Raw genomic sequence first — 24,310 nt, forward strand, 5'->3', positions numbered from 1 at the left:
CGGGGCAGGCGATCCGCGAGGGAGGTCGACGCCATGCTGACGGCTGCCGGACCTTCCGTCGCCCCGCCCCGGCTGAGCCGGCGCCGCACCAACGCGGTGTTCGCGACGGTCGTTCTGGGCCTGATGCTCGCCGCCCTCGACCAGCTCATCATCTCGACCGCGCTGCCCACGATCGTGGCGGAGCTGGGCGGCGCCGGGCACATGGCGTGGGTGATCACGGCCTATCTGCTCACCGAGACCGTCGCGACCGTACTGGTCGGCAAGTTCGGCGACATGTTCGGCCGGAAGGTCGTCTTCCAGGTGAGCGCGGGCATCTTCGTGGTGGGCTCCCTGCTGGCCGGCTCGGCGCAGAGCATGGCGATGCTGATCGGGGGCCGGGCGATCCAGGGCGTCGGCGGCGGCGGTCTGATGGTCACCGCGATGGCGCTGATCGCCGACGTCATCCCGCTGCGGCAGCGCGGCAAGTACCAGGGCGCGCTCGGCGCCGTCTTCGGCATCACCACCGTGGTCGGCCCCACCCTCGGCGGGGTCTTCACCGACCAGGCCACCTGGCGCTGGTGCTTCTACATCAACATCCCGATCGCCGCCGTCATGGTCGTCATGGCCGCCCGGACGATCCCGGTGATCCGCGCGGCCGCCCGCCCGGTGATCGACTACGCGGGCATCGTGCTGGCGGCGCTCGGCACGTCCGCCCTCGTGCTGGGCCTGGAGTGGGGCGGGAGCACCTACCCCTGGACCTCCGCGACGGTCCTCGGCCTGCTCTTCGGCTCGGTGCTGCTGCTCACCGGGTTCGTCTTCGTCGAGCTGCGGGCCCGGGAGCCGATGCTCCCGATGGAGCTCTTCCGGAATCCGGTCTTCACGGTCTGCTCGATCCTCAGCTTCATCGTCGGCTTCGCGATGCTCGGCGCCCTGACCTACCTGCCGACGTATCTGCAGTTCGTCGACGGCATCACGGCCACCGCCTCCGGGGTGCGCACCCTGCCCATGGTCATCGGCCTGCTGACCACCGCCCTGCTCGCGGGGGAGGTGGTCAGCCGCACCGGCAGATACAAGATCTTCCCGATCCTGGGCTCGGCGCTCACCGCACTCGGGCTGTTCCTGATGTCCACCATGGGCAGCAGCACCGGCGTCTGGCTGGAGCTGCTCTACATGTTCGTGCTCGGGCTGGGGATCGGCCTGACCATGCAGGTGCTCACGATCGCCGTCCAGAACACCGTGCCGTACCACGACCTGGGGGCCGCGACCTCCGGGGTGACGTACTTCCGCACCCTGGGCAGCGCCTTCGGCACCGCCGTCTTCGGGAGCCTCTACAGCAGCCGGCTGGAGCCGAACCTCGCCGAGGCGCACGCCGCCTCCCCCGGCGTCCCGGACGGGCTGGTACGCAGCCCGAAGGGGCTCCATCTGCTGCCGGACGCGCGGGCCGCCCCGTTCATCGACGCGTACGCCGACACCGTGAACGACGTCTTCCTCTGGGTCGTCCCGGTGTCGCTGGTCGGCTTCGCGGTGGCGCTGTTCCTGAAGGAGGTGCCGCTGCGCGACAGCGCCCGCGCGGAGGCCTCCGACCTGGGCGAGGGCTTCGCCGCGCCCGACAGCCCGGACACGGACCAGCAGCTCGCGCGGGCCGTGGCCGGTGTGATGCGCCGGACCGGCGGGCCGGTCACCCGGGAGCTGCTGGCCGACTGCGGCAGTCCGCTCTCCCCCGACCAGGCCTGGGCGATCGGCCAGATCCACTGGCGGGCCCGGGTGCGCGGCGGGGCGTCGCTGACCGAGATCGCCGGGGCGCACCGGATGCCGACGGAGGTGCTGGATCCGGTGTTCCAGCGGGTCGCGGAGGCGGGCTACGCGCTGCGGGACGGCGACGGGCTCCGGCTGACGACCGCCGGCCGGGCCGAGATCGACCGGCTGACCGCCGCCTGGCGGCACTGGCTGGACCAGCGGCTGGAGGACTGGGACGTCACCGACGCGGCGGACCGGGCCCGGCTGGACCGGGCGCTGGACCACCTGGCGGCGGAACTCCTGGAGGAGGCGGAGGCACAGTACGTCCGGACGCCGGTCTGAGGGGGAGTGCGGGGCTGGGAGCGGGCCGACCGGGGATGCGGCGGGAGTACTGGGGGCGGGCCCGGCCGCGGGGCACCGCGGCCGGACCGGTGGGCGGGTGCCGCCGGCCCAGGGTCTCGGGGCCGCAGGATCTCGGGATCTCGGGGTCTCGGGGCCGCGGGGTCTCGGGATCTTGGGGTCTTGGGGTCTGGGGATCTTGGGTCTGGGGCCGCGGGGTCTCGTAGCGGAACGGAACGCAACGGAGCCCGGCCGGTGGCTCCTCGGGGAGTCCACCGGCCGGGCCCGAAGTGCGCCGTTCCCCGTCCCCACGGGACACGGCGCGGTCCGGGGGACGGAGCCGCTCTTTGTCGCGTCCCCCGGAGCTTTCAGGTCCGGCTGTACTCCGGATCGCTCTCCTCGTCACCGCGCGGAGCGGGGACGGAGGCACCGTGCGGGGCGGAGGCACCGTGCGGGGCGGGGACATCGTGCGAGGTGGAGGCACCGTCCGGAGCACCGGCCCGGGCCGGCACATCCGCACGGCCCGCCGGGACACCCGTGGCGCCCGCCACGTCCTCCGAGGCCCCCGCAGCGCCGTCCGAAGCCGCATCGTCCGGAGCACCCGCCCCGTCGTCCGCGGTGCCCGCCGGCCCGTCCCCGAGGTGCTTCCGCAGCCCCTCGCCCTCCACGTCGACCTGCGGCAGCGCCCGGTCCAGCCATCGCGGCAGCCACCAGGCCTTCCCGCCCAGCAGGGCGAGCACCGCGGGCACGATCGTCATCCGCACCACGAAGGCGTCGAAGGCGACGGCGACCGCGAGGCCGAAGCCGATCATCTTGACCATCGACTCGTCGCTGCCGATGAAGCCGGCGAAGACGCTGATCATGATGACGGCGGCGGCGGTGACCACCCGGGCCCCGTGCCGGAAGCCGGTGACGACCGCCTGGCCGGCCCGCTCCCCGTGCACGAACGCCTCCCGCATCCGGGTGACCAGGAAGACCTCGTAGTCCATGGCCAGACCGAAGACCACCCCGACCATGAAGATCGGCATCATGCTCATGATCGGTCCGGTCTGCTCGACCCCGAACAGGTCGCCCAGCCAGCCCCACTGGAAGACCGCCACGACCGCGCCGAGGGCGGCGACCACCGAGAGCAGGAAGCCCAGTGCGGCCTTGAGCGGGACGAGGATGGACCGGAAGACCAGGATCAGCAGCAGGAAGGCCAGGCCGACGACGAGCCCCAGGTAGGGGACGAGAGCGTCGTTGAGCTTCTGCGAGACATCGATGTTCATGGCCGTGGTGCCGGTGACCATGAGGTCCGCGCCGTCGTCGGCGGCGGCGTCGCGGGTCTTCCCGCGGATCTCCTTGACCAGGTCCTCGGTGGTGAGGCTGCTCGGCTCGGAGTCGGGCACGACGGTCAGCGTCGCCGTGTCACCCGGCTTGTTGAACTGGGGCGGGGTGACCGCCGCGACGTCGTCGAGCCGGGAGACGTCCTTCGCCACCGCGCGGACGGCGGCCTGCGGGTCGTCGCTGTCCTTCGCGTCCACCATCAGCAGCAGCGGGCCGTTGAGCCCCGGGCCGAAGGAGTCCGCCAGCAGGTCGTACGCCCTGCGCTGGGTGGTGCTCGTCGGCTGCGCGCCGTCGTCGGGCAGCCCCAGCTCCAGGGAGGCCGCGGGGACGGCGACCACGCCCAGGCCGATCACCCCGGCCAGCAGCACGGTCACCGGGCGGCGCAGCACGAAACGCGCCCAGCGGGTCCCGCCGTTGGGCTTGTCCGCCGGCTGCGGGGCGTCGCTCCGGCGGGCCTTGCGGCCCAGCACGCGGCGGCCCGCGAAGCCCAGCAGCGCCGGGATCATGGTGAGCGCGATGAGGACGGCGATCAGGACGGTGCCCGCGGCGGCGAAGCCCATCTTGGTCAGCAGCGGGATGTCGACGACCGCGAGGCCGGCGAGGGCGATGACCACGGTGAGGCCCGCGAAGACGACGGCGGAGCCCGCGGTGCCGACGGCCCGCCCCACCGCGTCCTCCGGCTCGCGGCCCTCGGCGAGTTCGGTCCGGTGGCGGGAGACGATGAAGAGCGCGTAGTCGATGCCGACCGCGAGGCCGATCATCGTGGCCAGCGTGGCGGTGGTGCTCGACAGATCGAGCGCGCTGCCGAGCGCGGTGATCGCGGACACCCCGATGCCGACCCCGATCAGGGCGGTGAGCAGCGGCATTCCGGCGGCGAGCAGCGAGCCGAAGGTGATGACCAGGACCACGGCGGACACCGCGATCCCGATGACCTCGGACGCCCCGCTCTCCGGCATCACCTGGAGGGCGTCACCGCCGATCTCGACGGTCAGGCCCGCGTCCCGGCCGTGCTGCCCCGCCTCCTTCAGCTCGTCCCGCGAGGACTCCTCCAGCTCGAAGCCGGAGACCCGGTACGAGACCTGGGCGTAGACGGTCCGCCCGTCCTTGCTGACGGCCTTGGCCCGGTACGGGTCCACGACCGCGGCCACCTGCGATCCGGACCGCAGTTCGCGGACGACCTTCTCGGCCGCCGCCTTGTGCTCCGGGTCCGTCATCCGCTCGCCGTCCGGGGCGCGGAGGACGACGCGCGCGGTGCCGCCGTCGGCGTGCATGCCCGGGAAGCGCTCGTCGAGCAGGTCGAAGGCCTTCTGCGCCTCGGTGCCGGGGATGGAGAAGGAGTTGGCGGGCGGCGAGCCGGCGGACGAGGCGCCGAACCCGACCGCGGTCAGCAGCACCACCCATATGAGGGCGACGAACCACCGGCGCCGGTAGGAGAACCGGCCCAGTCGGTAGAGGAAGGTGGCCATGGCGGAACTGCTCCCGTGGGATCGAGGGGTCGAACAGGGCGTGCTGGGACGGCCCGACGACGAGAGCGGCGCGTCAGGAATGTCGGATCCGGGCAAGGCGGAGTGCGGTCGAACGGACAGGGGCCGGCGGGTCGCAGGGACGGGACAGGGCTCCGGGGGGACGGGACGGAGCGTCGGAGGGCGTCAGGATTCGAGGGCGGGCAGCACGACGGCTTCGATGAACTGCTCCAGACAGGAGACGTCCATCGGCAGGTCGTCGATCAGGGGCCGCGCCACGAAGGCGCCGATGAGCATGTGGGGGACGAACTCCAGCGCGGGATGGCCGGCCCGGATCTCCCCGCGGTCGACCGCCCGCCCCAGCATCTGCTCCAGCCCGGTGAGTTCGGGCTCGATGACCAGCTCGCGCAGGGCCCGGTGCAGGTCGGGGCTGCGGTAGACGGCGTGGGCCAGCCCCCGGAGCAGGGCGGTGTCCTTCTCGATCTGGGTGTCGCTGGAGCAGTTCACCATCTCCGCCAGGTCACCCCGGAGGCTCCCGGTGTCGATGCCCGCCAGCGGGACCGGCCCGCCGTGCCGCAGGGCGGTGGCGACCAGCTCCGGCTTGCCCTTCCACTGGCGGTAGAGCGTGGCCTTGCTCGAACGGGTCCGGGCGGCGATGGCGTCCATCGTCAGGGCGTCGTAGCCGTGCTCCCGGAGCAGGTCGAGCACGGCCGCGTAGAGCTCGCTCTCCCGCTCGGGGGTGAGCCGGGTGCGCCGGGCCGGTGCGCCGGAAGCCGAAGTCACCAGGACCTCCCATCGAAGAAAGGAACATCGAACGAAACTGTTTCGTACACCAGGAGGGTAGGCCGCTCCCCATCGAAACGCAACCGTTTCGATGGGGAGTCCGCGGTACCCGGCTCCGGGGCCGGAGACCATTCCCCGGAGCCGGAGCCGGAGCCGGAGCCGGAGCCGGGGCCGGGCACCGTTACTCGGAACCGGCGCCGGAGACCACAGGACCCGGCCCCGGAGCCGGACGGCGACCACGAGTTGCCGGGCTCCGGTGCCGCCGAAACCATGGGAGGAAGCGACGGAGCAGCGAACAGAGGACTGCAGTGAGCGACGGCGCGTACCTCCGGTTCCCGCACCTCCACGACGGCCTGCTGTGCTTCGCGGCCGAGGACGACCTGTGGGTGGCGCCCCTCCCCGCTGCGGGAGCGACGCCAGGCCGGGCGCACCGGATCACCGTCGACCGGACCCGCGTCGGCCATCCCCGCTTCTCCCCCGACGGCACCCTGATCGCCTTCACGACCTGGCGCAGCCTCGACCCGGAGATCCATCTCGCCCCGGTCGCGGGCGGGCCCGCCCGCCGCCTCACCTACTGGGGCAGCACCGACACCCGGGTCTGCGGCTGGACCCCGGACGGGCACATCCTCGCGGTGGCCTCCCACGGGCAGCCGTTCTCCTACTACTCCTGGGGCTACAAGGTGTCCACGGACGGCGGCCCCGGCGGGCGGCTGCCGTGGGGCCCGATCTCCGACATCGCGGTCGCGGACGTCGCGGCGGGCGGCCCCGGCGAGCCCCCGGGCGCTCCGGCGGAGGGCACCGAGCACCGCACCCTGCTGCTCACCGGCAAGCCCCCGCACGAGCCCGCTTCCTGGAAGCGGTACCGGGGCGGCGCGAAGGGGCGGCTGTTCCTGCACGGCCGCCGCCTGCTGCCGGAGCTGAACGGCCATCTGGACTGCCCGATGTTCGTGGCCGGCCGGATCGCCTTCCTCTCCGACCACGAGGGCATCGGCAACCTCTACTCCTGCCTCCCGGACGGCTCCGACCTGCGGCGGCACACCGACCACGACCGGTTCTACGCCCGCCACGCGTCCACCGACGGCTCCCGGGTCGTCTACCAGTGCGCCGGCGACCTCTGGCTGGCCGAGGACTTCTCCCCCGCCGGGGCACCGCGGAAGCTGGAGGTCCGGCTCGGCGGCCCGCGGGCCGGGCGCCGCCGCTACCAGATCCCGGCCTCCTCCCACGTCGACTCGCTCTCCGTGGACGACACCGGCCGGGCCAGCGCGATCTGTGTGCGCGGCAGCCTCTACTGGCTGACCCACCGCGACGGACCGGCCCGCACCATCACCGACGTGCCGGGCGTACGGATCCGGCTGCCGGAGATCCTCGGCGCGACGGGGCGCGTCGCCTACATCACCGACGCCGAGGGCGAGGACGCGGTGGAGATCGCGCCGCTGCCCCGGGCGGGCACCACCGGGGCCCCGCAGCGGATGGCCGCCGGAGCGCTCGGCCGGGTGCACGGACTGGTCGCGTCCCCCGACGGGCAGCGGCTGGCGGTGGCCACGCACGACGGACGGCTGCTGGTCCTCCGGGTGCCCGCCGAGCCCGCGGCGACGGCAGGCGGCGACGGACCGGACGGCGAAGGCGGGACGGCCGCACCCGCCGACGGGCCCGCCGACCCCCGCGCCGAGCAGCAGGAGGCCGAGGTCACCGAGGTGATCCGCTCGGCCAACGGACCGGTGAAGGACCTCGCCTTCTCCCCCGACTCGGCCTGGCTCACCTGGTCCCACCCGGGCATCGGCCGTTCGCTCCGCCAGATCAAACTGGCCCGGCTGACCGACCGGCACATCATCGACGTCACCAACGGGCGGTTCGAGGACGAGGAACCGGTGTTCACCGGCGACGGCCGCTATCTGGCGTTCCTCTCCTGGCGCGGCTTCGACCCGGTGTACGACGTGCACACCGGCGACCTCTCCTTCCCGCTCGGCTGCCGCCCCTACCTGGTCCCGCTGTCGTCGGCGACGCCCTCGCCGTTCGCGCTGTCGGCGGAGGGCCGGACCGCGGCGGGCGGTCTGGACCCGGTGGACACCCGGGGCGACGGGTCGGTGCTGGTGGAGGCCGAGGGGCTGGCCAGCCGGGTCACCCCGTTCCCGGTCGCCGCCTCCAAGTACTCGGCGCTGCGCCCGGTCGCCGGCGGCGGGCTGGTGTGGCTGCGCTGGCCGATCTCCGGCGCGCTCGGCGAGACCTTCGCGCACCCGGCGGACACCACGGGCCGGCCGACGCTGGAGCACTTCGACGTCGTCCGGGCCAAGCGCACCGAACTGGCCTCCGGTCTCGACTGGTTCGCGGTCAGCGGCGACGGCACCCGGCTGGTCGTCAACGACGACGGGGACCTGAGCGCGGTCCCGGCGACCGAGACCGGCGACAGCGATTCCACCGTCCATCTCGACCTGCGGCGCATCATGCACGAGGTCGATCCGGAGGCCGAGTGGCGGCAGGCGTACGCCGAGGCGGGCCGGATCGTCCGGGCCTACTACTGGGAGCGCCACATGTGCGGCGTCGACTGGGACGGGGTGCTGGACCAGTACCGGCCGCTGGTCGAACGGGTCGCCTCGCCCGACGAGTTCGCCGACCTGCTGCGCGAGGTGCTGGGCGAACTGGGCACCTCCCACGCGTACGTGGCCCCGGCCCGGCGCAACGAGGGCCCGCCGCACTACCAGCGCCCGATCGGGCTGCTGGGCGCCAACTTCGCGCACACCCGGGACGGCCGCTGGGCCGTGTCCCGCATCCTGCCGGGCGAGTCGTCGGACTCCCGGGCCCGTTCCCCGCTGGCCGGGTCCGGCATCCGCGAGGGCGCCGTCCTCACCCATGTCGACGGCCGCCCGGTCGACCCGGTGACCGGCCCGTTCCCGCTGCTGGCGGGCGCCGGCGGCACCACCGTGGAGCTGACCTTCGAACCGCCCGGGGGCACCGGCCCGCCGCGCCGCGTGGCGATCGTGCCGCTCATCGACGAACGGCCGCTGCGCTACCAGGACTGGGTGGCCAAACGGCGCGCGGTGGTCCGGGAGGCCGGCGGCGGCCGGTGCGGCTATCTGCACATCCCCGACATGGGCGGCTCCGGCTGGGCCCAGTTCAACCGGGACCTGCGGATGGAGATGGCGCGGGACGCGCTGATCGTGGACGTCCGGGGCAACGCGGGCGGCAACATCAGCGACCTGGTGGTCGAGAAGCTGACCCGGACCATCGTGGGCTGGGACCTGACGCGTGACGCCCAGCCGGTGTCGTACCCGTCGGACGCCCCGCGCGGCCCGGTCGTCGGCCTCGCCGACGAAATGACCTCCTCCGACGGCGACATGATCACCGCCGCCTTCAAACTCCTGGGCCTGGGGCCGGTGGTGGGCCTGCGCACCTGGGGCGGCGTCGTCGGCATGACGGGCCGGCACCGGCTCGGCGACGGCACGGTCATCACGGTGCCGATGAACGCCGCCTGGTTCGAGGGCTACGGCTGGGGCGTGGAGAACCACGGCGTCGAGCCGGACATCGAGGTGGAACGCACCCCGCTGGACTGGGCCGAGGGCCGGCACCGGCAGCTGGACGACGCCGTGGCCGTCGCGCTCGACCTGCTGGAACAGCATCCGCCGGTGATCCCGCCGGACCACTCCGGCGTACCGGACCTGCGTCGGCCGGAACTGCCGCCCCGGGACGGGGGCTGACCGGCACCGGGAGCCGGGCTGGGGCCGGGCTGGGAGCCGGGCTGGAGCCGGGCTGGGGCCGGGCTGGGAGCCGGGCTGGGAGCCGGGCTGGGGGCCGGGCTGGGGGGCCGGACGCGACGGTCGGGCTGAGCGCCGGACGCGGCGGTCGGTCCCCGGGGGCGCTCGGTGGCCGGCACCTCGGCCACCGGCACCTCGGCTTCCGGAGCACTCGGTCCCCCGGAGCGCCGCCCGCTCCCGTGCGCCGCACCCGGCCTCTCCGGGCTCGGACGGACCGCCACCGGCCCGTCCGAGCCACTACCCGTCCGTGCGCGCCTTCTCGTCCGCCGCTCCCCCGGCGCCCACCAGACCGGTGCGCGCCCCGCGGGCCGCCGCGAGCCGGGGTGCGAAGCGCCGCATCTCCCGGGCGCCGACGGTCGCGATGAGGCCCGGCAGCACGCCGCGGACGCCCTGCATGCCGCGCAGCCACCACTGCGCGTACACCTGCGCGGAGCGCCGCTCGATGCCCGCGACCAGCCGGTCGACCGCCGGCCCCAGGGGATAGGTGCGGTTGGACGGCCAGGGCAGCCGCTGCCGCAGTTCCCGCATCACCGCGTCCTCGTCGACGCCGCGCACCATGTCCGTGTCGGTCCAGCTCAGATAGCCCACCCCGACCGTGACGCCCCGGTGGCCGACCTCGGCGCGCAGACAGTGCGCGAACGCCTCCACCCCGGCCTTGGAGGCGCAGTACGCGGACCCCAGCGGCGCCGGGACGATCGCCGCCAGCGAGGCGATCTGGAGGAGGTACCCGCGGCTGTCCAGCAGCGCCGGCAGGAAGGCGCGGGCCGTGGTGGCGCTGCCCAGCAGGTTGACCTCGACGACCCGGTTCCAGGACCGGGCGTCGGAGTCCGCGAACGGACCGCCCTGCGCCACTCCCGCGTTGGCCACGACGATGTCGACCCGGCCGAAGCGCTCCGTCACCTCGCGGGCGACGCGGTCCATGGCCGCGGCATCGGTGACGTCCACCGGCCAGTACGCGGATTCGGTGGGCAGCCGGTCGGAGACCTGCCGCAACTCCTCGGGTTCCAGGCCGAGCAGGGCGACGCGCACGCCGCGCGCGGCGAGTTTGCGGGCCAGTCGCTCGCCGACACCGCGGGCGGCACCGGTCACCACCGCGACCCGGCCCTCCAGCCTTCCCTGTGCGTTCACGCCGTCTCCTCCTCGGCCATGGCTCCGCGGGCGTTTCCCGGTCCGGACGTCCCCGGTCCGGATGCGCTCCTCGGTGCGGGTGCGCTCGTCGGTCCGGATGGGTTCGTCGATGCGGATGCGTTCGTCGATGCGGATGCGCTCCTCGATCCGGATGCGTTCGTCGTGTCGCCGGTCCCGGCCCCCGGACCCGCCCCGGTGAGCCGTTCCCGTACCAGCTCCCGGATCGTCCCGATGACCGTCTCCGGTGCCTCCACCGGCGTCATGTGGCCGATGCCGGGCAGCTCGGTGAGGCCCGTGCAGTGCGGCAGCGCGGCCGCCAGCCGCCGGGCGTGCACGGGCGGGGTGAGCCGGTCGGCCGTGCCCACGATCACCGCGGCCGGGACGGCGAGCCGCGCGGCCCGCCCGTCGAGATCCAGCTCGGCGAGGACGTGCGCCCAGCGGGCCCGGACGGTGCGCGGGCAGGCGTGCACGATCCGGGCGCAGGTGTTCACCGCGCCCGGGTCCGCGCCGGGGCCCATCGTCACGTACCGGAGCACCCGCCGGGCGAGCGGCGTGACCGGACCGAGCGGGGCGCGGGAGCCGAGCAGCGCGCGGTGCGCGCGGTACCGCACGCCCGCCCAGGGCAGCGGCAGCACGAGCGCCTCCCGCAGCAGCCGCGAACTCCCGGTGCTGCACAGCAGCACCGCGGCGGCCCGCTCCTGGAGCACCGGCCGGCCGGCGGCGGCCAGGAGGGTCATGCCTCCCATGGAATGCCCCACGAGCACCGCGCGCTCGCCGGGCGCCAGTGCCGCGCCGAGCACCGCCTCCAGATCGTCGGCGAGCGCGTCCGTGCTGTACCCGTCGGGGCCGGTCGCCGGGGTGCGGCCGTGGCCGCGCTGGTCGTAGAGGATCACCCGATGCTCGGCGGCGAGGGCCCGGACGACCGGCGCCCAGAAGGCGGTCGAACAGGTCCAGCCGTGGGCGAGGACGACCGCGGGCGCGTCCTCGGGCCCGTGCACCTCGATGTGCAGCCGGGACCCGTGAGTGGAATCGGCGGTCAGTTCGCGCACCGGCGTGGGCGGCACGAAGGCCGCGGCCGGGAAACCCTTGCGGCGGCTCACCGGACGCCCTCCCCGGCCCCGTCGGAACCGGCCCCATAGGAAACGGCCCCATCGGAAACGGTCCCATCGGAAACAGCCCCGTCGGAACCGGCCACGGCCGCCGGGGCGGTACCCCGGCCCGGATCCCGCGGCGGGCGCAGCACCGCGTACTCGGCGAGGTTCACCTCCCGCGTCACCCTGCGGAACTCGGCGGTCGTCCCGGGCCACACCGTGGTGTTGCGGCCGGACTTGTCGAGGTACCAGCTGTCGCAGCCGCCGGTGTTCCACACGGTGCGCCGCATCCGCTCCTGGAGCCGCCGGTTGTAGGCGTGGACGGCGGACGGCCGGGCGTCGAGCGCCACCCGCCCGCCGAGCGTGCCGAGCCGGCCGAGGAAGTCGGTCAGATAGTTCAGCTGCGCCTCGATCATGAGGATCATCGAGCTGTTCCCGAGGCCGGTGTTGGGGCCGATGACGGTGAGGAAGTTCGGGAAGCCGGGGACGCTGGCGCCGCGCAGCGCCTGCATGCCGTCCTTCCACTCCTCGGCGAGCGTCCTGCCCTCGGCGCCGGTGATCCGCTCGGCGATCGGCATGTCGGTGACGTGGAAGCCGGTGCCGAAGACGATCGCGTCCGCCTCGGTGCGGGTGCCGTCGGCGGCGACCAGGGCCGAGCCGTCGACCTCCCGCAGCCCCGAGGCGACCAGCGAGACATTGGGCCGGGCGAGCGCCGGATAGTAGTCGTTGGACAGCAGGATGCGCTTGCAGCCGATGCGGTAGTCCGGGGTGAGGGCCGCCCGCATCGCCGGATCCTTGACGGCCTTCTTCATGTGCGCCGAGGCCAGGGCCTCCAGCACGCCGAGCCGGCCGGGGTGCCGGGTGAAGGCGCCGACCTGGAGCTCCCGGATGCCCCACAGCAGGGCGCGGCGCAGGGCCCCGGTGGCCGGCAGCCGGGTGTGCAGCCGCTGCTCCAGCTCGGTGATCCGCCGGTCCAGGCGCGGCACCACCCAGGCCGGGGTGCGCTGGAACAGGGTCAGCTCCCCGACCACCGGCTGGATCTCGGGCACGATCTGGATCGCCGAGGCGCCGGTGCCGACCATGGCGACCCGCTTGCCGCGCAGGTCGAACCCGTGGTCCCAGCGCGCGGAGTGGAAGACCGCGCCGGGGAAGGAGTCCAGCCCCGGGATGTCGGGGACCTTGGGATCGGAGAGCGGGCCGGTCGCGGAGACGACCACATCGGCCGTGAGCGGCCCGGACGCGGTGTCGATCTCCCAGCGCAGCGCGTCGCCGTCCCAGCGCATGGCCAGGACCTCGGAGTCGAAGCGGAGGTGCGGGCGCAGTCCGAAGGTGTCGGCGACCCGCTCCAGGTACGCCCGGATGTGCGGCTGCCCGGAGAAGCTCCGCGGCCACTGCGGATCCGGGGCGAACGAGAACGAGTAGAGGTGCGAGGGGACGTCGCACGCGCAGCCCGGGTAGGTGTTGTCCCGCCAGGTGCCACCGACCGCGCCGGCCCGCTCCAGGACCGTGAAGTCGGTGATCCCGGCTCTGCGCAGCCGGACGGCGGCCCCCAGACCGCCGAAGCCCGAGCCGATCACCGCGACTCGGACATGTGCGTGTTCGTCCTTCGGTCCGGCCATGACCGCCGCCTCCCAACGTCCGGAAACGATCGCGCCACCAATCACTGGCGTGATCGGGAGCGTAAAGCAGGAACGTACTCAGGGGTAGGGGTTCGGCAGCGGAAGTTACCGCCGGTTGCGGCGGCCCGGAGGCGGGCCCGGCCGGCTCGCGGCCGTTCGCCGCGCGGCCCCGGCCCGCCGACGGGACGGCATAGGCTTCCGGTGTGGCCGAGACAGAGGAAACACGGAGCGCACAGGACCGCCGGCCGGGGGACCACGCCCCGACGGCGCCGGGCCGGCGGGACCCGGCGAACCCCTCCGGCCACCCGGCCCCGGCCACCGGCGGCACACCGGCGCGGGAGCGCTCCCCCGGAAGCGGCGAACCGCCCGGGACGAGCGGCCCGTCCGAACGGAACCAGCGCCCCGCCCCGAGTCCCGAGAGGCACGAACCCCACGCCCCGAGCCCCGAGGCGCACGCCCCCTCCGCGGAGCCGCGCGAACCCTCCCGCGCGCCACGGACCGAGTACCGGACGGCGGAACTGGCCGCGGAGGCGGGCATCACCGTCCGCACCCTGCGCTTCTACCGCGAGCGGAAGCTGCTGCCCGCGCCGCGCCGCGAGGGCCGGATCGCCTGGTACGACGACCACCACCTCGCGCGGCTGCGGACCATCGGCGCCCTGCTGGAACGTGGCCACACCCTGGGCGGCATCGCCGAGCTGATCACGGCGTTCGAGAACGGCCGCGACGTCGGCGAACTCCTGGGCCTGGAGAACGCCATCGGCGCCACCTGGACCGACGAGACCCCGGTCCGCCTCACCCCCGAGGCGCTCTCCGACTACTTCGCGGACCACATCACCGCCGAGAACCTCGCCGAAGCCCTCGACCTGGGCTATCTGACGGTGGACGGGGACGAACTCGTGCACGTCAGCCGCCGGTTGCTGGACACCTCCAGCACGCTGGTCGAGAAGGGCATCCCGCTCGACGCCGTCCTCGCCGCGGCCCGCGCCGTCCGCACCCACACCGACGCCCTGGCCGAGCTGTTCACCTCCCTCGTCCGCACCCATGTGGTGTCGGACGCCCTCACCCGGGCCGCGGCGGGCGAGCCGCCGGGCGCCGAGGAGACGGCGGACATCACGGCCACCGTGGAACGGCTGCGCCCGCTGGCCAAGGGCGTCGTCGACGCCGAGCTCTCCATGGCCCTGGACCGCAGGATCCGGGCCGAACTGGACGCCTGGCGGAAGGAGCTCCCGGAGCGGCCCGGCACCTGAACGGGACCGGCCCGGCACGCGTCGGGGCGAGCCTGCGGACCGGTACGGGCCGCCCCGTACGGACGGTCGACGCTCCATCCGGCGACCGAGCCGCGCCACGTCCCCGTGCGGGAGCACACTGGTGGCATGTGCCGCAGCATCAAGACGCTCCGCCCGCCCGCCATGGACCACGTCGACGACGAGGACATCCGGGCGGCCGCATTGCAGTACGTCCGCAAGGTCTCGGGGTTCCGCGCCCCCGCCGCCCACAACCAGGCCGTCTTCGACCGGGCCGTGGAGGCCGTCGCCGGAGCCACCGAGCAGCTCCTCGCCGAGCTGGAGATCCGGGGCTCCGGAGGCCACCGGCGCCCCCGGACGGACGCGACGGCCTGACGCCCTCCGCGGGGGCTGGACCGGATCGGACCTGGTCGGGTCGGGCCCGGTCGGGTCGGGGCCTGGTCGGGCGAAGCCCAGCCCAGCCGGACCGAGCAGAGCCGGACCGAACCGAACCAGGCCCGGCGAGGCCGGACCAGGCCGACGTCAGCCTGTCCGGCCGCCTCCCTCCGCGCCCCTCAGCCCCGCAACCGCGGCGCGGCGGCCGGCACCGGCCCGCCCTCCGGCGCGGCGGCCAGCTCGTCCGCGAACCCTCGCGCCCAGCGGGCCAGCCCGGCGGCATCGATGCCGTACGGCGGATTCCCCTCGGCCGCAGCAATCACCTCCGCCGCCCGCCGGAGCAGGGACACGGCGCCGCGCCGGTTGCCGCGCGCGGCATGGGTCACGCCCACGGCGAGCTGCGCCAGCCCCTTCCACAGCGCGCGCTCGGGTCCCGTCGCGGACTTCCACGCGTCCTCGAAGACCTCGTGCGCATGGAACGGCATGCCGGTGTCGAGCAGCCGCTGGCCCTCGGCGAGCGATGCGTCCGGGGTCCGCACCACGCCCTCCGGCTGGCGTTCCACACCCGCCGCCCCGTACGGCAGCGGCCGCCCCAGACCGTCGCGCGGGCGCGCGTTGCGGGCGCGGCCCTCCTCATCGCGGTCCCGGCCCGCGGTGGTCCGCCGGCCTTCGGCCGGTGCGCCGGTGTCCCGGGTGGTGCCCTCGTCGCTCACAGCTCGATTGTCCTCCGCCGTCCGTCGCCCAGGCCGTCCGCCGGCCCCGGGCCGCAGTGCCCGGTGGGTCCCAGTGCCCGGCAGGCCTCAGTGCAGTGGGTCTCAGTGCCGGGTCTCAGTGCAGTGGGTCTCAGTGCCGGTCTCAGTGCCCGGTCGTGTACGCCACCGTCACCGGGGCGTGGTCCGACCAGCGCAGGTCATAGCTGGCGGCGCGCTCGACGACCGCCTTGACCGCGCGGTCCGCCAGGCCCCGCGTCGCCATGTGGTAGTCGATCCGCCAGCCGCTGTCGTTGTCGAACGCCTTCCCCCGGTACGACCACCACGAGTACGGGCCCGCCACGTCCGGGTGCAGCCGCCGCACCACATCCGTGTACGCGCCCTCCTCGAGGACCCGGGTCAGCCACCCGCGCTCCTCCGGCAGGAAACCGGCGTTCTTCGTGTTGCCCTTCCAGTTCTTCAGGTCGGCCTCCTGGTGCGCGATGTTCCAGTCGCCGCAGACCAGCACCTCACGCCCGTCGGCCGCCGCCCGCTCCCGGAGCCCCTTCAGATACGGCAGGAACTCGCCCATGAAGCGCTCCTTCTCCTCCTGCCGCTCCGTGCCGACCTCGCCCGAGGGCAGATAGAGGCTGGCGACCGTGACGCCCGGCAGGTCGATCTCCGCGTACCGGCCGCTGCCGTCGAACTCGGTCGAGCCGAAGCCGATCCGCACCCCCTCCGGCTCGCGCCGCGAGTAGAGCGACACCCCGGCCCGGCCCTTGGCCGCCGCCGGAGCGTGGACCGTGTGCCAGCCGTCGGGCTCCCGCACCTGCGCGGAGAGCTGGTCCGGCTCGGCCCGCACCTCCTGGAGGCAGACCACATCGGCCGAGGTCGCCGCCAGCCACTCCTGGAATCCCTTCCGGGCGGCGGCACGGAGCCCGTTCACATTCACGGTCGTCACAGTGAGCATCCCGGCACGATACCGACCTCCGCGCGGCGCCCCCGGACTCGGCCCGCACAACCGTACGATTGCCCCCATGCAGATCCGCCCGGTCCGCTACGACCACCCCGACGCCGTGAGGCTCAACGCCGAGGTGCAGCTGGAGTACGCCGAGCGCTACGGCGACGGCGACCTCACCCCGATGGATCCGTCCCAGTTCGATCCGCCGCAGGGGCTGTACCTCGTGATGTACGACGACGAGGGCCGGCCGGTCGCGTCCGGCGGCTGGCGCGCCCAGGAGGGGAGCTCCGAGGGCTACGCGGACGGCGACGCCGAGATCAAGCGGATGTTCGTGGTGCGCGACGCCCGCGGGCGGGGGCTGGCCCGCCGGGTCCTGGCCGCGCTGGAGGACAGCGCCCGGCAGGCGGGCCGGCAGCGCATGGTCCTGGAGACCGGCACCAAGCAGCCCGAGGCCATCGCCCTCTACGCCTCCAGCGGCTACGCCCCCGCGGTACCGAAGTTCGGCATCTACCGCCACGAGTCCCTGAGCCGCTGCTTCGCCAAGCCGCTCGGCGCCCCGGCCGCCTCCGGCCAGGCGCCGGCGCCGGAGCCGTCCGCCCGGACCGCCCCGGACCGGTGATCTCCACCGGGCACCACGAGCCCGGCCCTGCTCCCCGCCCCCGTACTCAGCGCCCCACGCCCGGCCCCGGCGCCATCGCCTGCGGCTCGGTCAGCGCCGGCGTGCCCACCGGCCACAGCTGCTGACCGCGGTACTCCTCCAGCAGCCGCAGCCAGACCTCGCTCATCGTGGGGAAGGCCGGGACCGCGTGCCACAGCCGGTCCACCGGCACCTCGCCGACCACCGCGACCGTGGCCGAGTGCAGCAGCTCCCCCACCCCCGGCCCCACGAAGGTCACCCCGATGAGATGTCCCCGGTCGAGGTCGACCAGCATCCTGGCCCGCCCCCGGTAGCCGTCCTCGTACAGCGAGGCGCCCGCGACCTGCCCCAGCTCGTAGTCGACGACCCGCACCCGGCGGCCCTGCCGCTCGGCCTCGGCCGCCGTCAGCCCGACCGCGGCCACCTCCGGCGTGCTGAACACCACCTGCGGCACGGCCGCCCGGTCCGCGGTCGCCACGTGCGCGCCCCACCGGTCCCGCTCCAGGACGGGCACGTGCTGCGCCCGGGTGGCGATGACCGCGCCCGCCACCCTCGCCTGGTACTTCCCCTGGTGGGTGAGGAGTGCACGGTGGTTGACGTCCCCCGCCGCGTACAGCCAGTCCCCCGGCACCCCGGTCACCCGGCACGAGTCGTCCACCTCGATCCACCCCCCGGGCGACAGGCCGACCGTCTCCAGCCCGAGGCCGTCGGTGCGCGGGGCGCGCCCGGTGGCGACCAGCACCTCGTCGACGACGATCTCCCGGCCGTTGTCCATCAGCACCGTCACCGGCCCGCCGGGCGCCTCGCGGCGCACGCCGGTCGCCGACACCCCGATGAGCATCTCCACCCCGGCCCGGGCCAGCCCCTCGGTGACCATCTCGCCCGCGAACGGCTCCATCCGCTCCAGCAGCCCGCCGCCCCGGACGAGCATCGTGACCTGCGATCCGAGCGCCTGCCAGGCGGTGGCCATCTCCACCCCGACCACGCCGCCGCCCACGATCGCCAGCCGCCCCGGCACCTTCTGCGCGCTGGTGGCCTCCCGGCTGGTCCACGGACGAGCCTCGGCCAGCCCCGGCAGATCGGGCACCACGGCCCGGCTGCCGGTGCACACGGCGACCGCGTGCCGCGCCCGCAGCAGCCGCAGGCCCCCGTCGGGCGTCCGGACCACGACGCGGCGCGGGCCGTCGAGCCGGCCGCTGCCCCGGACGATCTCGGCGCCCTCGGAGCCCAGCCAGGCCACCTGGCCGTCGTCCTTCCAGTCGGAGGTGAAGCCGTTCCGGCGGGCCAGCACCGCGGCGGCGTCCGGGCCTCCGTTCACGGCCTGCCGGGCGCCCTCGACGGCCCGCGCCCCGGCGAGCGCGGCGATCGGGCGCAGCAGCGCCTTGCTGGGGATACAGGCCCAGTACGAGCACTCCCCGCCGATCAGCTCGCGCTCCACGACGGCGGTGGACAGCCCCGCGGCCCGCACCCGCTCGGCGAGCACCTCCCCCGTCGGCCCGGCGCCCAGCACCACGACGTCGTACTCGTCCTCCCGCTCGTAACTCTGGGGTGCCTCCGCGCTGGGGCTCATGCGCGCCGCCTCTCGGTCGGGGATGCCGGTGGGGTGCTGCGGCCATCCTTCCGCGCTGCCGCAAAGTCGGCCACATGAACCACCGGAATACGGACAGGCTCCCCCTCGTTCCCCCCAACGGGGACACCCGCCGACGTCATCCGGAAGCAGGTAAGGAAACCATGAGCACGGTCGAGCTGACCAAGGAAAACTTCGACGAGATCGTCTCCGCGAACAACTTCGTTCTGATCGACTTCTGGGCCTCCTGGTGCGGCCCGTGCCGACAGTTCGCGCCGGTCTACGAGGAGGCAGCCGAGCGCCACTCGGACCTGGTCTTCGGCAAGATCGACACGGAGGCCCAGCCCGAACTGGCCGCGGCCTTCGACATCAAGTCGATCCCCACGCTGATGATCGTGCGGGAGAACGTCGCGGTCTTCGCACAGCCGGGCGCCCTGCCCGAGGCCGCGCTGGAGGACGTCATCGGACAGGCCCGGAACCTGGACATGGCGGAGGTGCACAAGTCCGTCGCCGAGCAGCAGGCCGCCGCCGAGCGGCAGGGCGCGACCGCCGCGGCGAGCGAGGAGCCCTCGGCCTGACCCCCGCGGCGGTCCACCCGGACCCCCGTGGCGGGTGATGCGGGTCACCCCCTTCCCGAAGGCCCCGGCCACCCGGCCGGGGCCTTCGGCGCGCCCGCCTCCGCACCGCAACCGGCCACCATCGGCACCCGACCACCCCCCGAGCGCTCCCCTTGGGACGCCGGACCCTCAACAACCATGTGCGACGCAGCACTTCGCGCCACACGCTCCGACGTCGGGTCAACGGCCCTGGGCAAGAAGGACGGTTCCCGGTGAGCCGGTGCACTCACCGCCGGGGAGCCGGCACCCTCCACCGCCCGCCACGGGCGGGGCCCGTGGTCACGCTCGCCGAAGCCCGGCCTCAGGCGCGGGGTTGTCGCGGCGGGCGCGGCGGGTTCCGATCAGCAGCAGGGCGCACGCGAGCACGAAGATGGGCCACGGCGTGAACGGAAGGACCACGGCGTCAACGACGGTCCAGGCCCCCAGTGTCCAGCCGATGAAGGCCGGCGGGGTGATCCCGCGGCGGTCCAGCCACAGCACCGTCAGGCCGACCAGGACGAGCGGTATACCGAAGCTCGACAGGCTCAGCCAGTACGCGCTGCCCGCCGGGCTCATGTCGGTGAAGTCCTCGCTCCACAGTCCGCCGCTGAACCATGTCCCGGCGTGACGCGCGGCTTTCTCCACCGTCAGGGCGCCGATCGTGTGCGCGGTTCCGCATAACACGACGATCCAGCCGGCCCACTTGATCATCCGAGTTCTCCGTTCTGCTCGCTGGTCGTGAAGCCGCACGGCGTGACTTCATCGCGGTCGCCTCCGCACAGCGGGCGACATCCGAAACCATAGTTCCGATACTACGGTTTCGATACTCACGTTCCGTATCATGCAGCCATGACAGCGCGAACGCAACGGGGTGGACGCCCCCGGGACAGTCACGTGGATCACAAGATCCTGGAGACCACCCGTGAGCTGATCGACGAAGCCGGCTACCCGGCCCTGACCGTCGACCAGGTCGCGGCGCGCGCCGGGGTGGGCAAGGCGGCGATCTACCGCCGCTACGCCTCCAAGGCCGAGATGGCGTTCGTCGCCACCGTGCACGAGCAGCAGCTGCCCCCGTTCACCGGCACCGGCTCCTTGCACGGGGACCTGCTGGCGCTGGTCCGCACCTTCCACGCCCGTATGGCAGCCCCGGCGGCCCGACAGCTGGCACCGGCCCTGATCAGCGAACTTGCCGTCAATCCCGAACTGAACACCCGGTTCCGGGACACCTTCCTGGCCACCGAACAGGCCGCTTTCGCCGACATCATCGAACAGGCCGTGGCCCGCGGCGAGCTGGCCGGGACCGTCGACCCCGCGATGGCCCACCTGCTGCTGCTCGGCTCCCTGGCATCCGCCCTGTACATCCTCAACCAGCCCGTCGACGACGCGATGGTCACCGACCTCGCCACCGCCGCCACGGCAGGAATCACCGCACTGGCGGACCGGCACCACAGCGATCCCGAGGGAGCCGCCGAGCCGCACCGACAGGGCCGCTCCTCCTGACCGGGCGGCCGTCCGGGACTCAACACCCCACCGTCCCCGCGCCGGCCGCTCACCCCTACCGGGTGAGCCACGCGCTCCACGGGGCAAGACCGGCTGTCCAGGCACCCGTTGACCTGCCCCCGGCCCAGCGCCGCCCCCCGAACCCCGGGAGGCCGCACTCCTCACACGACCGCATGACAGAGGATCAGCACGGCTCCCGCCGCGATGCGCTGCCGTCCACACCCCCGAACGGCGCCGGACGGACCCCGGGACGACAAAGACCCCGGAAACGACAGAGATCCCGCCGATCATGATGATCGGCGGGATCCCGTCAACCGAACCCGAGCGAACTCGAGAACGGCCTTGCTGTGGACCTGAGGGGAATTGAACCCCTGACCCCCTCGATGCGAACGAGGTGCGCTACCGGACTGCGCCACAGGCCCTTGCAACGGGTGAAACTCTAGCACCCTCCTCGGGGTGCTCGGAAATCGCTTCCCGCGCTGGTGGGCCCGCACGGTGCGCCCCGGCGGGCCCTGCCGTCACTCGTTGGCCGCGCGCGGCCGGTCCTCGTCGGCGTACTGGTCGAAGAGCGGGGTGCGGCCGCGCTCACGAGCCCGGCGGCCGGCGGGCCGGCGAGCGGCCGGAGCGGGCTCCGGAACCGGGGCCGGCTCGGCCGGCGGGGCCTCCGCGGCCGGCTCGGCGACGCTGGACCGCGCGGAACTCCAGGCGTCCGGGGCGTCGAGGTCCACCCCACCGGTGGCCCGCGGGGCGACCGGCGCGGTGACGTACGTGGGCAGGGGCACCGGCACCGGGTCCCAGCTGTCGCCCTCGGAACTGCGCCGCTGCTGGTCGACCCACTCCGCGTGGTCGGTCTGCTCGACCAGTGCCCGGCGGCCCGCGGTGTGCGGCGAGGTGCTCTCCGGCGCGGCGACCGGGTCCGCGGGACCGTCGTCCGCGGGCGGCTCCGCGTCGCCGTGCTCCGGCCGCGCGGCGATCCGCGACCGGTGCTCGCGCAGCCGCTGGGCGGCGGCCTCGGCACGGCGCCGGTCCATGGTGAAGGTGAAGCGGCGGCGCTCCTGGGCCCGCAGATGGGCGATGTAGAGGCTGAGCAGTATCGCGGGCAGGGCCGGGGCCCAGAGGAAGGCGATTCCGCCGACCGCGGCGACCACCGATCCGGCGGTGAAGGCGACGAAGAGCGCCATCGTGGTGCGGCGCCGGCGGGCCAGGACCTTCGAACGGCGGGCGCGCTGCGCGGCGGACGGCGTCGGGTGGGCAGCGGGCCGCGCCGGGCGCTCGGTGCGGCCGGTGCCCGTGGCGGCGCGGTCCGCCCGTCCGGTCCCGGTGTCGACGCGAGCCGGCGCCGGCGCCGGCTCGGACGCGGACACGGCGAAGGCCCGGACGTCGACCGAGTCGGTCACGACGTCCGGGGCGGCGCCCCGGTCCGGTCCCGCGGAACCGTCTCCGTCCCCGGAGGCGTCCGCGTCACCGGAGGAACGCTCCTCCAGGCCCTTGGCGTAACGGCGCTCCATCCCCGCCCGTCCGGACAGCAGCCGGATGGCGGTGCTGAAGCGTTCCGTCGGACGGGCTTCGTTCAGCTCGTCCTGCCTACGGAGCCACATCGGCACCAAGTAGGCGGCCCAGGCCCCGACGATGACTGCATAAATGAGGCCACTGCTGCTCACATCTCACACGGTAGAGGGGTCCGCATGAGGCCATCTGCCAATTGGCGCGGTGTGTCGCACGATCTGGCTGATATCCCGAACTTTTTTTGTGATTGTTGAGAGAGCTGGACCGCACAACCGGTCAACTCGCTCTGAAATTCGAACACTTATTTTATTTGTGAGCCGATCCAGGTCGGACGCGGTGCCAGCGGGCCAGCATCCCTTCCGGTACCTCCTCCGCCGTCAGGGCGAAGACCAGATGGTCGCGCCAGGCGCCGTCGATATGGAGATAGCGGGGCCGCAACCCCTCCTCGCGGAATCCGAGTTTCTCGACGACCCGGCGGCTCGGGGCGTTCTCGGGGCGGATGCACACCTCGATGCGGTGCAGCCCCACGGCGCGGAAGCAGTGGTCCACGGCGAGTGCGACGGCCGTCGGCATCACGCCGCGGCCCGCCACCGCCTCGTCGACCCAGTACCCGATGTGGCCCGAGCACATCGAGCCCCAGGTGATGCCGGCCACCGTGAGCTGGCCGACCAGCTCGCCCCGGTACTCGATGACGAACGGCAGCATCCGGCCGGCGTGCGCCTCGGCCCGCAGGTGGCGCACCATCTGCCGGAAGGTGGGGCGGTGGGTGACCGGGCCGCTGGGCGAGGGGGGCGGGACGGTGGCCTCCCAGGGGCGGAGCCAGTCACGGTTGCGCCGGTTGACCTCCCGCCACGCCCGCTGGTCGCGCAGCTTTATGGGGCGAAGGGCGATGTCACCGTCCGCCAGTCCGACCGGCCAGGAGGCGTTCAGGTCGTGCTCCCCGTGGGTCTGGGGTGGTCGCCGCCGCGGATCTGGTCGACGGCGTGGACGAGCAGGCGGCCCAGCACGGCGAGGCCGTCGCGGACGCCTCCGGTGGACCCGGGGAGGCTGACGATCAGGGTAGTCCCCGCGACGCCCGCCGGACCGCGGGACAGTGCGGCGGTGGGCACCGTGGCCAGGCCCTCGGCGCGGATCGCCTCCGGGATGCCGGGGATCTCGTGGTCGAGGACCCGGCGGACCATCTCCGGGGTGCGGTCGGTGGGCGAGATGCCGGTGCCCCCGGTGGTGAGCACCACGTCGTACCCGGCGGCGACGGCCTCGCGCAGCACGGCTTCGACCGGTTCGCCGTCGGGCACCACCCGGGGGCCGTCGGTCCGGAACCCCATCGCGGTGAGGCCCTCGACCAGCAGCGGGCCGCCCTTGTCGGCGTAGACACCGGCGGCGGCACGGTTGGACACGGTGACGGCCAGGGCGCGGTACTCCCGCTCCGGGCTCTCCCCGGACGGGCCGCCGGGCCGGGGCCGCGGCTCCTGGTGGGCGGTGGGCTCCGGGCTCATGCCTCGTCCCCCGCCTCCGCCGGGCGCCGCCAGTCGCCGGACTTGCCGCCGGTCTTCTCCAGGACGCGGACGTCGGCGATGGCCGCGGCCTTGTCGACGGCCTTCACCATGTCGATCACGGTGAGGGCGGCGACCGTCACCGCGGTCAGGGCCTCCATCTCGACGCCGGTGCGGTCGGTCGTGCGGACCGTGGCCTCGATCTCGACGGCGTCGTCGGCCACCGCCAGATCGACCTTCACCCCGGAGACGGCGAGCGGGTGGCAGAGCGGGATGAGGTCGGGGGTGCGCTTGGCGCCCATGATCCCGGCGATCCGCGCGGTGGCGAGGGCGTCCCCCTTGGGCACCCCCGCCCCGCGCAGCAGCTCGACGACGCGCGGGGCGACGAGCACCCGGCCCGCCGCCCGCGCGGTGCGCGCCGTGACGTCCTTCCCGGAGACGTCGACCATCCGGGCCGCGCCCGTGTCGTCGAGGTGGGTGAGGTGGTGCTCGGCGCTGCTCATCGTTCTCCCGGTCCGGTCCTGTGGG

General features: G+C 74.1%; 20 protein-coding genes and 1 tRNA gene. 7 read left to right on the top strand and 14 right to left on the bottom strand.

All coding sequences use genetic code 11. The features are described 5' to 3' along the window. Window positions 1-33: 33 nt before the first annotated feature. On the top strand, window positions 34-2,058 hold the full coding sequence (locus ACFYYR_RS28695) for a DHA2 family efflux MFS transporter permease subunit (protein WP_388859727.1): 2,025 nt from the start codon (window positions 34-36) through the stop codon (window positions 2,056-2,058). Between the two features lie 365 nt (window positions 2,059-2,423). Here ACFYYR_RS28695 and ACFYYR_RS28700 read toward each other — a convergent pair whose 3' ends face one another. Together ACFYYR_RS28700 and ACFYYR_RS28705 are read right to left on the bottom strand one after the other, a co-directional pair. Next, a complete protein-coding gene (locus ACFYYR_RS28700) occupies window positions 2,424-4,847 on the bottom strand; it encodes an MMPL family transporter (protein WP_388859730.1) in 2,424 nt (807 codons plus the stop codon). Window positions 4,848-5,030: 183 nt separating this feature from the next. Next, window positions 5,031-5,627 carry a TetR/AcrR family transcriptional regulator gene (locus ACFYYR_RS28705; RefSeq protein ID WP_388859733.1) on the bottom strand — a complete coding sequence of 199 codons (597 nt, stop codon included), beginning with the start codon at window positions 5,625-5,627 and terminating at the stop codon, window positions 5,031-5,033. A gap of 308 nt (window positions 5,628-5,935) precedes the next feature. On the opposite strand from ACFYYR_RS28705, the gene ACFYYR_RS28710 reads away from it, so the two are divergent. Then, window positions 5,936-9,319 carry a S41 family peptidase gene (locus ACFYYR_RS28710; RefSeq protein WP_388859736.1) on the top strand — a complete coding sequence of 1,128 codons (3,384 nt, stop codon included), beginning with the start codon at window positions 5,936-5,938 and terminating at the stop codon, window positions 9,317-9,319. A gap of 294 nt (window positions 9,320-9,613) precedes the next feature. On the opposite strand, the gene ACFYYR_RS28715 is transcribed toward ACFYYR_RS28710, so the two are convergent. From ACFYYR_RS28715 to ACFYYR_RS28725, 3 genes are read right to left on the bottom strand one after another with little or no spacing between them, the layout of a single operon-like run. Beyond that, window positions 9,614-10,504, bottom strand: a complete 891-nt coding sequence (locus ACFYYR_RS28715) for an SDR family oxidoreductase (protein WP_388859739.1) — start codon at window positions 10,502-10,504, stop codon at window positions 9,614-9,616. After that, the gene (locus tag ACFYYR_RS28720; RefSeq protein WP_388859742.1) at window positions 10,501-11,604 is read right to left on the bottom strand and encodes an alpha/beta fold hydrolase; all 1,104 of its coding nucleotides are present in this window, start codon (window positions 11,602-11,604) and stop codon (window positions 10,501-10,503) included. The genes ACFYYR_RS28715 and ACFYYR_RS28720 overlap by 4 nt, the downstream gene beginning before the upstream one ends. Beyond that, entirely contained in the window at window positions 11,601-13,214 is a 1,614-nt protein-coding gene (locus tag ACFYYR_RS28725) for a flavin-containing monooxygenase (RefSeq protein ID WP_388859745.1), read from the bottom strand. The genes ACFYYR_RS28720 and ACFYYR_RS28725 overlap by 4 nt, the downstream gene beginning before the upstream one ends. A 518-nt stretch (window positions 13,215-13,732) precedes the next feature. Between ACFYYR_RS28725 and ACFYYR_RS28730 the strand changes: the two genes are divergently transcribed. Both ACFYYR_RS28730 and ACFYYR_RS28735 read left to right on the top strand, forming a co-directional pair. Further along, entirely contained in the window at window positions 13,733-14,461 is a 729-nt protein-coding gene (locus ACFYYR_RS28730; protein WP_388859867.1) for a MerR family transcriptional regulator, read from the top strand. A 126-nt stretch (window positions 14,462-14,587) separates the two neighbouring features. Beyond that, complete coding sequence (locus ACFYYR_RS28735) at window positions 14,588-14,833, top strand: DUF2277 domain-containing protein (protein WP_388859748.1); 246 nt, start codon at window positions 14,588-14,590, stop codon at window positions 14,831-14,833. Window positions 14,834-15,012: 179 nt separating this feature from the next. Here ACFYYR_RS28735 and ACFYYR_RS28740 read toward each other — a convergent pair whose 3' ends face one another. Next, the gene (locus ACFYYR_RS28740; RefSeq protein WP_388859751.1) at window positions 15,013-15,546 is read right to left on the bottom strand and encodes a DUF309 domain-containing protein; all 534 of its coding nucleotides are present in this window, start codon (window positions 15,544-15,546) and stop codon (window positions 15,013-15,015) included. A 142-nt stretch (window positions 15,547-15,688) separates the two neighbouring features. Next, entirely contained in the window at window positions 15,689-16,492 is an 804-nt protein-coding gene (locus ACFYYR_RS28745; protein WP_388859754.1) for an exodeoxyribonuclease III, read from the bottom strand. A 67-nt stretch (window positions 16,493-16,559) separates the two neighbouring features. Here ACFYYR_RS28745 and ACFYYR_RS28750 point away from each other — a divergent pair, with 67 nt between their 5' ends. Further along, on the top strand, window positions 16,560-17,102 hold the full coding sequence (locus tag ACFYYR_RS28750) for a GNAT family N-acetyltransferase (protein ID WP_388859758.1): 543 nt from the start codon (window positions 16,560-16,562) through the stop codon (window positions 17,100-17,102). Window positions 17,103-17,148: 46 nt separating this feature from the next. Here ACFYYR_RS28750 and ACFYYR_RS28755 read toward each other — a convergent pair whose 3' ends face one another. Then, the gene (locus tag ACFYYR_RS28755; RefSeq protein WP_388859761.1) at window positions 17,149-18,690 is read right to left on the bottom strand and encodes a dihydrolipoyl dehydrogenase family protein; all 1,542 of its coding nucleotides are present in this window, start codon (window positions 18,688-18,690) and stop codon (window positions 17,149-17,151) included. Between the two features lie 161 nt (window positions 18,691-18,851). On the opposite strand from ACFYYR_RS28755, the gene trxA reads away from it, so the two are divergent. After that, the gene (trxA, locus tag ACFYYR_RS28760; RefSeq protein ID WP_388859764.1) at window positions 18,852-19,265 is read left to right on the top strand and encodes a thioredoxin; all 414 of its coding nucleotides are present in this window, start codon (window positions 18,852-18,854) and stop codon (window positions 19,263-19,265) included. A gap of 318 nt (window positions 19,266-19,583) precedes the next feature. Here the strand turns inward: trxA and ACFYYR_RS28765 are convergent, their stop codons facing one another. Further along, the gene (locus tag ACFYYR_RS28765; RefSeq protein WP_388859767.1) at window positions 19,584-19,994 is read right to left on the bottom strand and encodes a DUF6463 family protein; all 411 of its coding nucleotides are present in this window, start codon (window positions 19,992-19,994) and stop codon (window positions 19,584-19,586) included. A 183-nt stretch (window positions 19,995-20,177) separates the two neighbouring features. On the opposite strand from ACFYYR_RS28765, the gene ACFYYR_RS28770 reads away from it, so the two are divergent. Further along, window positions 20,178-20,783, top strand: coding sequence for a TetR/AcrR family transcriptional regulator (locus ACFYYR_RS28770; protein ID WP_388859771.1), 606 nt, complete (start codon window positions 20,178-20,180; stop codon window positions 20,781-20,783). Between the two features lie 348 nt (window positions 20,784-21,131). Here ACFYYR_RS28770 and ACFYYR_RS28775 read toward each other — a convergent pair. The 5 genes from ACFYYR_RS28775 to moaC all read right to left on the bottom strand — a co-directional run bounded on the left by ACFYYR_RS28775 (window position 21,132) and on the right by moaC (window position 24,285). Further along, window positions 21,132-21,205 (bottom strand) — tRNA-Ala (locus ACFYYR_RS28775). Window positions 21,206-21,301: 96 nt separating this feature from the next. Then, on the bottom strand, window positions 21,302-22,444 hold the full coding sequence (gene glpR / locus ACFYYR_RS28780) for a gephyrin-like molybdotransferase receptor GlpR (RefSeq protein ID WP_388859774.1): 1,143 nt from the start codon (window positions 22,442-22,444) through the stop codon (window positions 21,302-21,304). 151 nt (window positions 22,445-22,595) lie between these two features. Continuing rightward, the gene (locus ACFYYR_RS28785; protein WP_388859870.1) at window positions 22,596-23,219 is read right to left on the bottom strand and encodes a GNAT family N-acetyltransferase; all 624 of its coding nucleotides are present in this window, start codon (window positions 23,217-23,219) and stop codon (window positions 22,596-22,598) included. Next, window positions 23,216-23,785 carry a molybdenum cofactor biosynthesis protein B gene (locus ACFYYR_RS28790; protein WP_388859777.1) on the bottom strand — a complete coding sequence of 190 codons (570 nt, stop codon included), beginning with the start codon at window positions 23,783-23,785 and terminating at the stop codon, window positions 23,216-23,218. The genes ACFYYR_RS28785 and ACFYYR_RS28790 overlap by 4 nt, the downstream gene beginning before the upstream one ends. Beyond that, entirely contained in the window at window positions 23,782-24,285 is a 504-nt protein-coding gene (gene moaC, locus ACFYYR_RS28795; protein ID WP_388859780.1) for a cyclic pyranopterin monophosphate synthase MoaC, read from the bottom strand. The genes ACFYYR_RS28790 and moaC overlap by 4 nt, the downstream gene beginning before the upstream one ends. Window positions 24,286-24,310 lie beyond the last annotated feature (25 nt).

This window comes from Streptomyces sp. NPDC001922 (genome assembly GCF_042891165.1).
Lineage (GTDB): Bacteria > Actinomycetota > Actinomycetes > Streptomycetales > Streptomycetaceae > Streptomyces.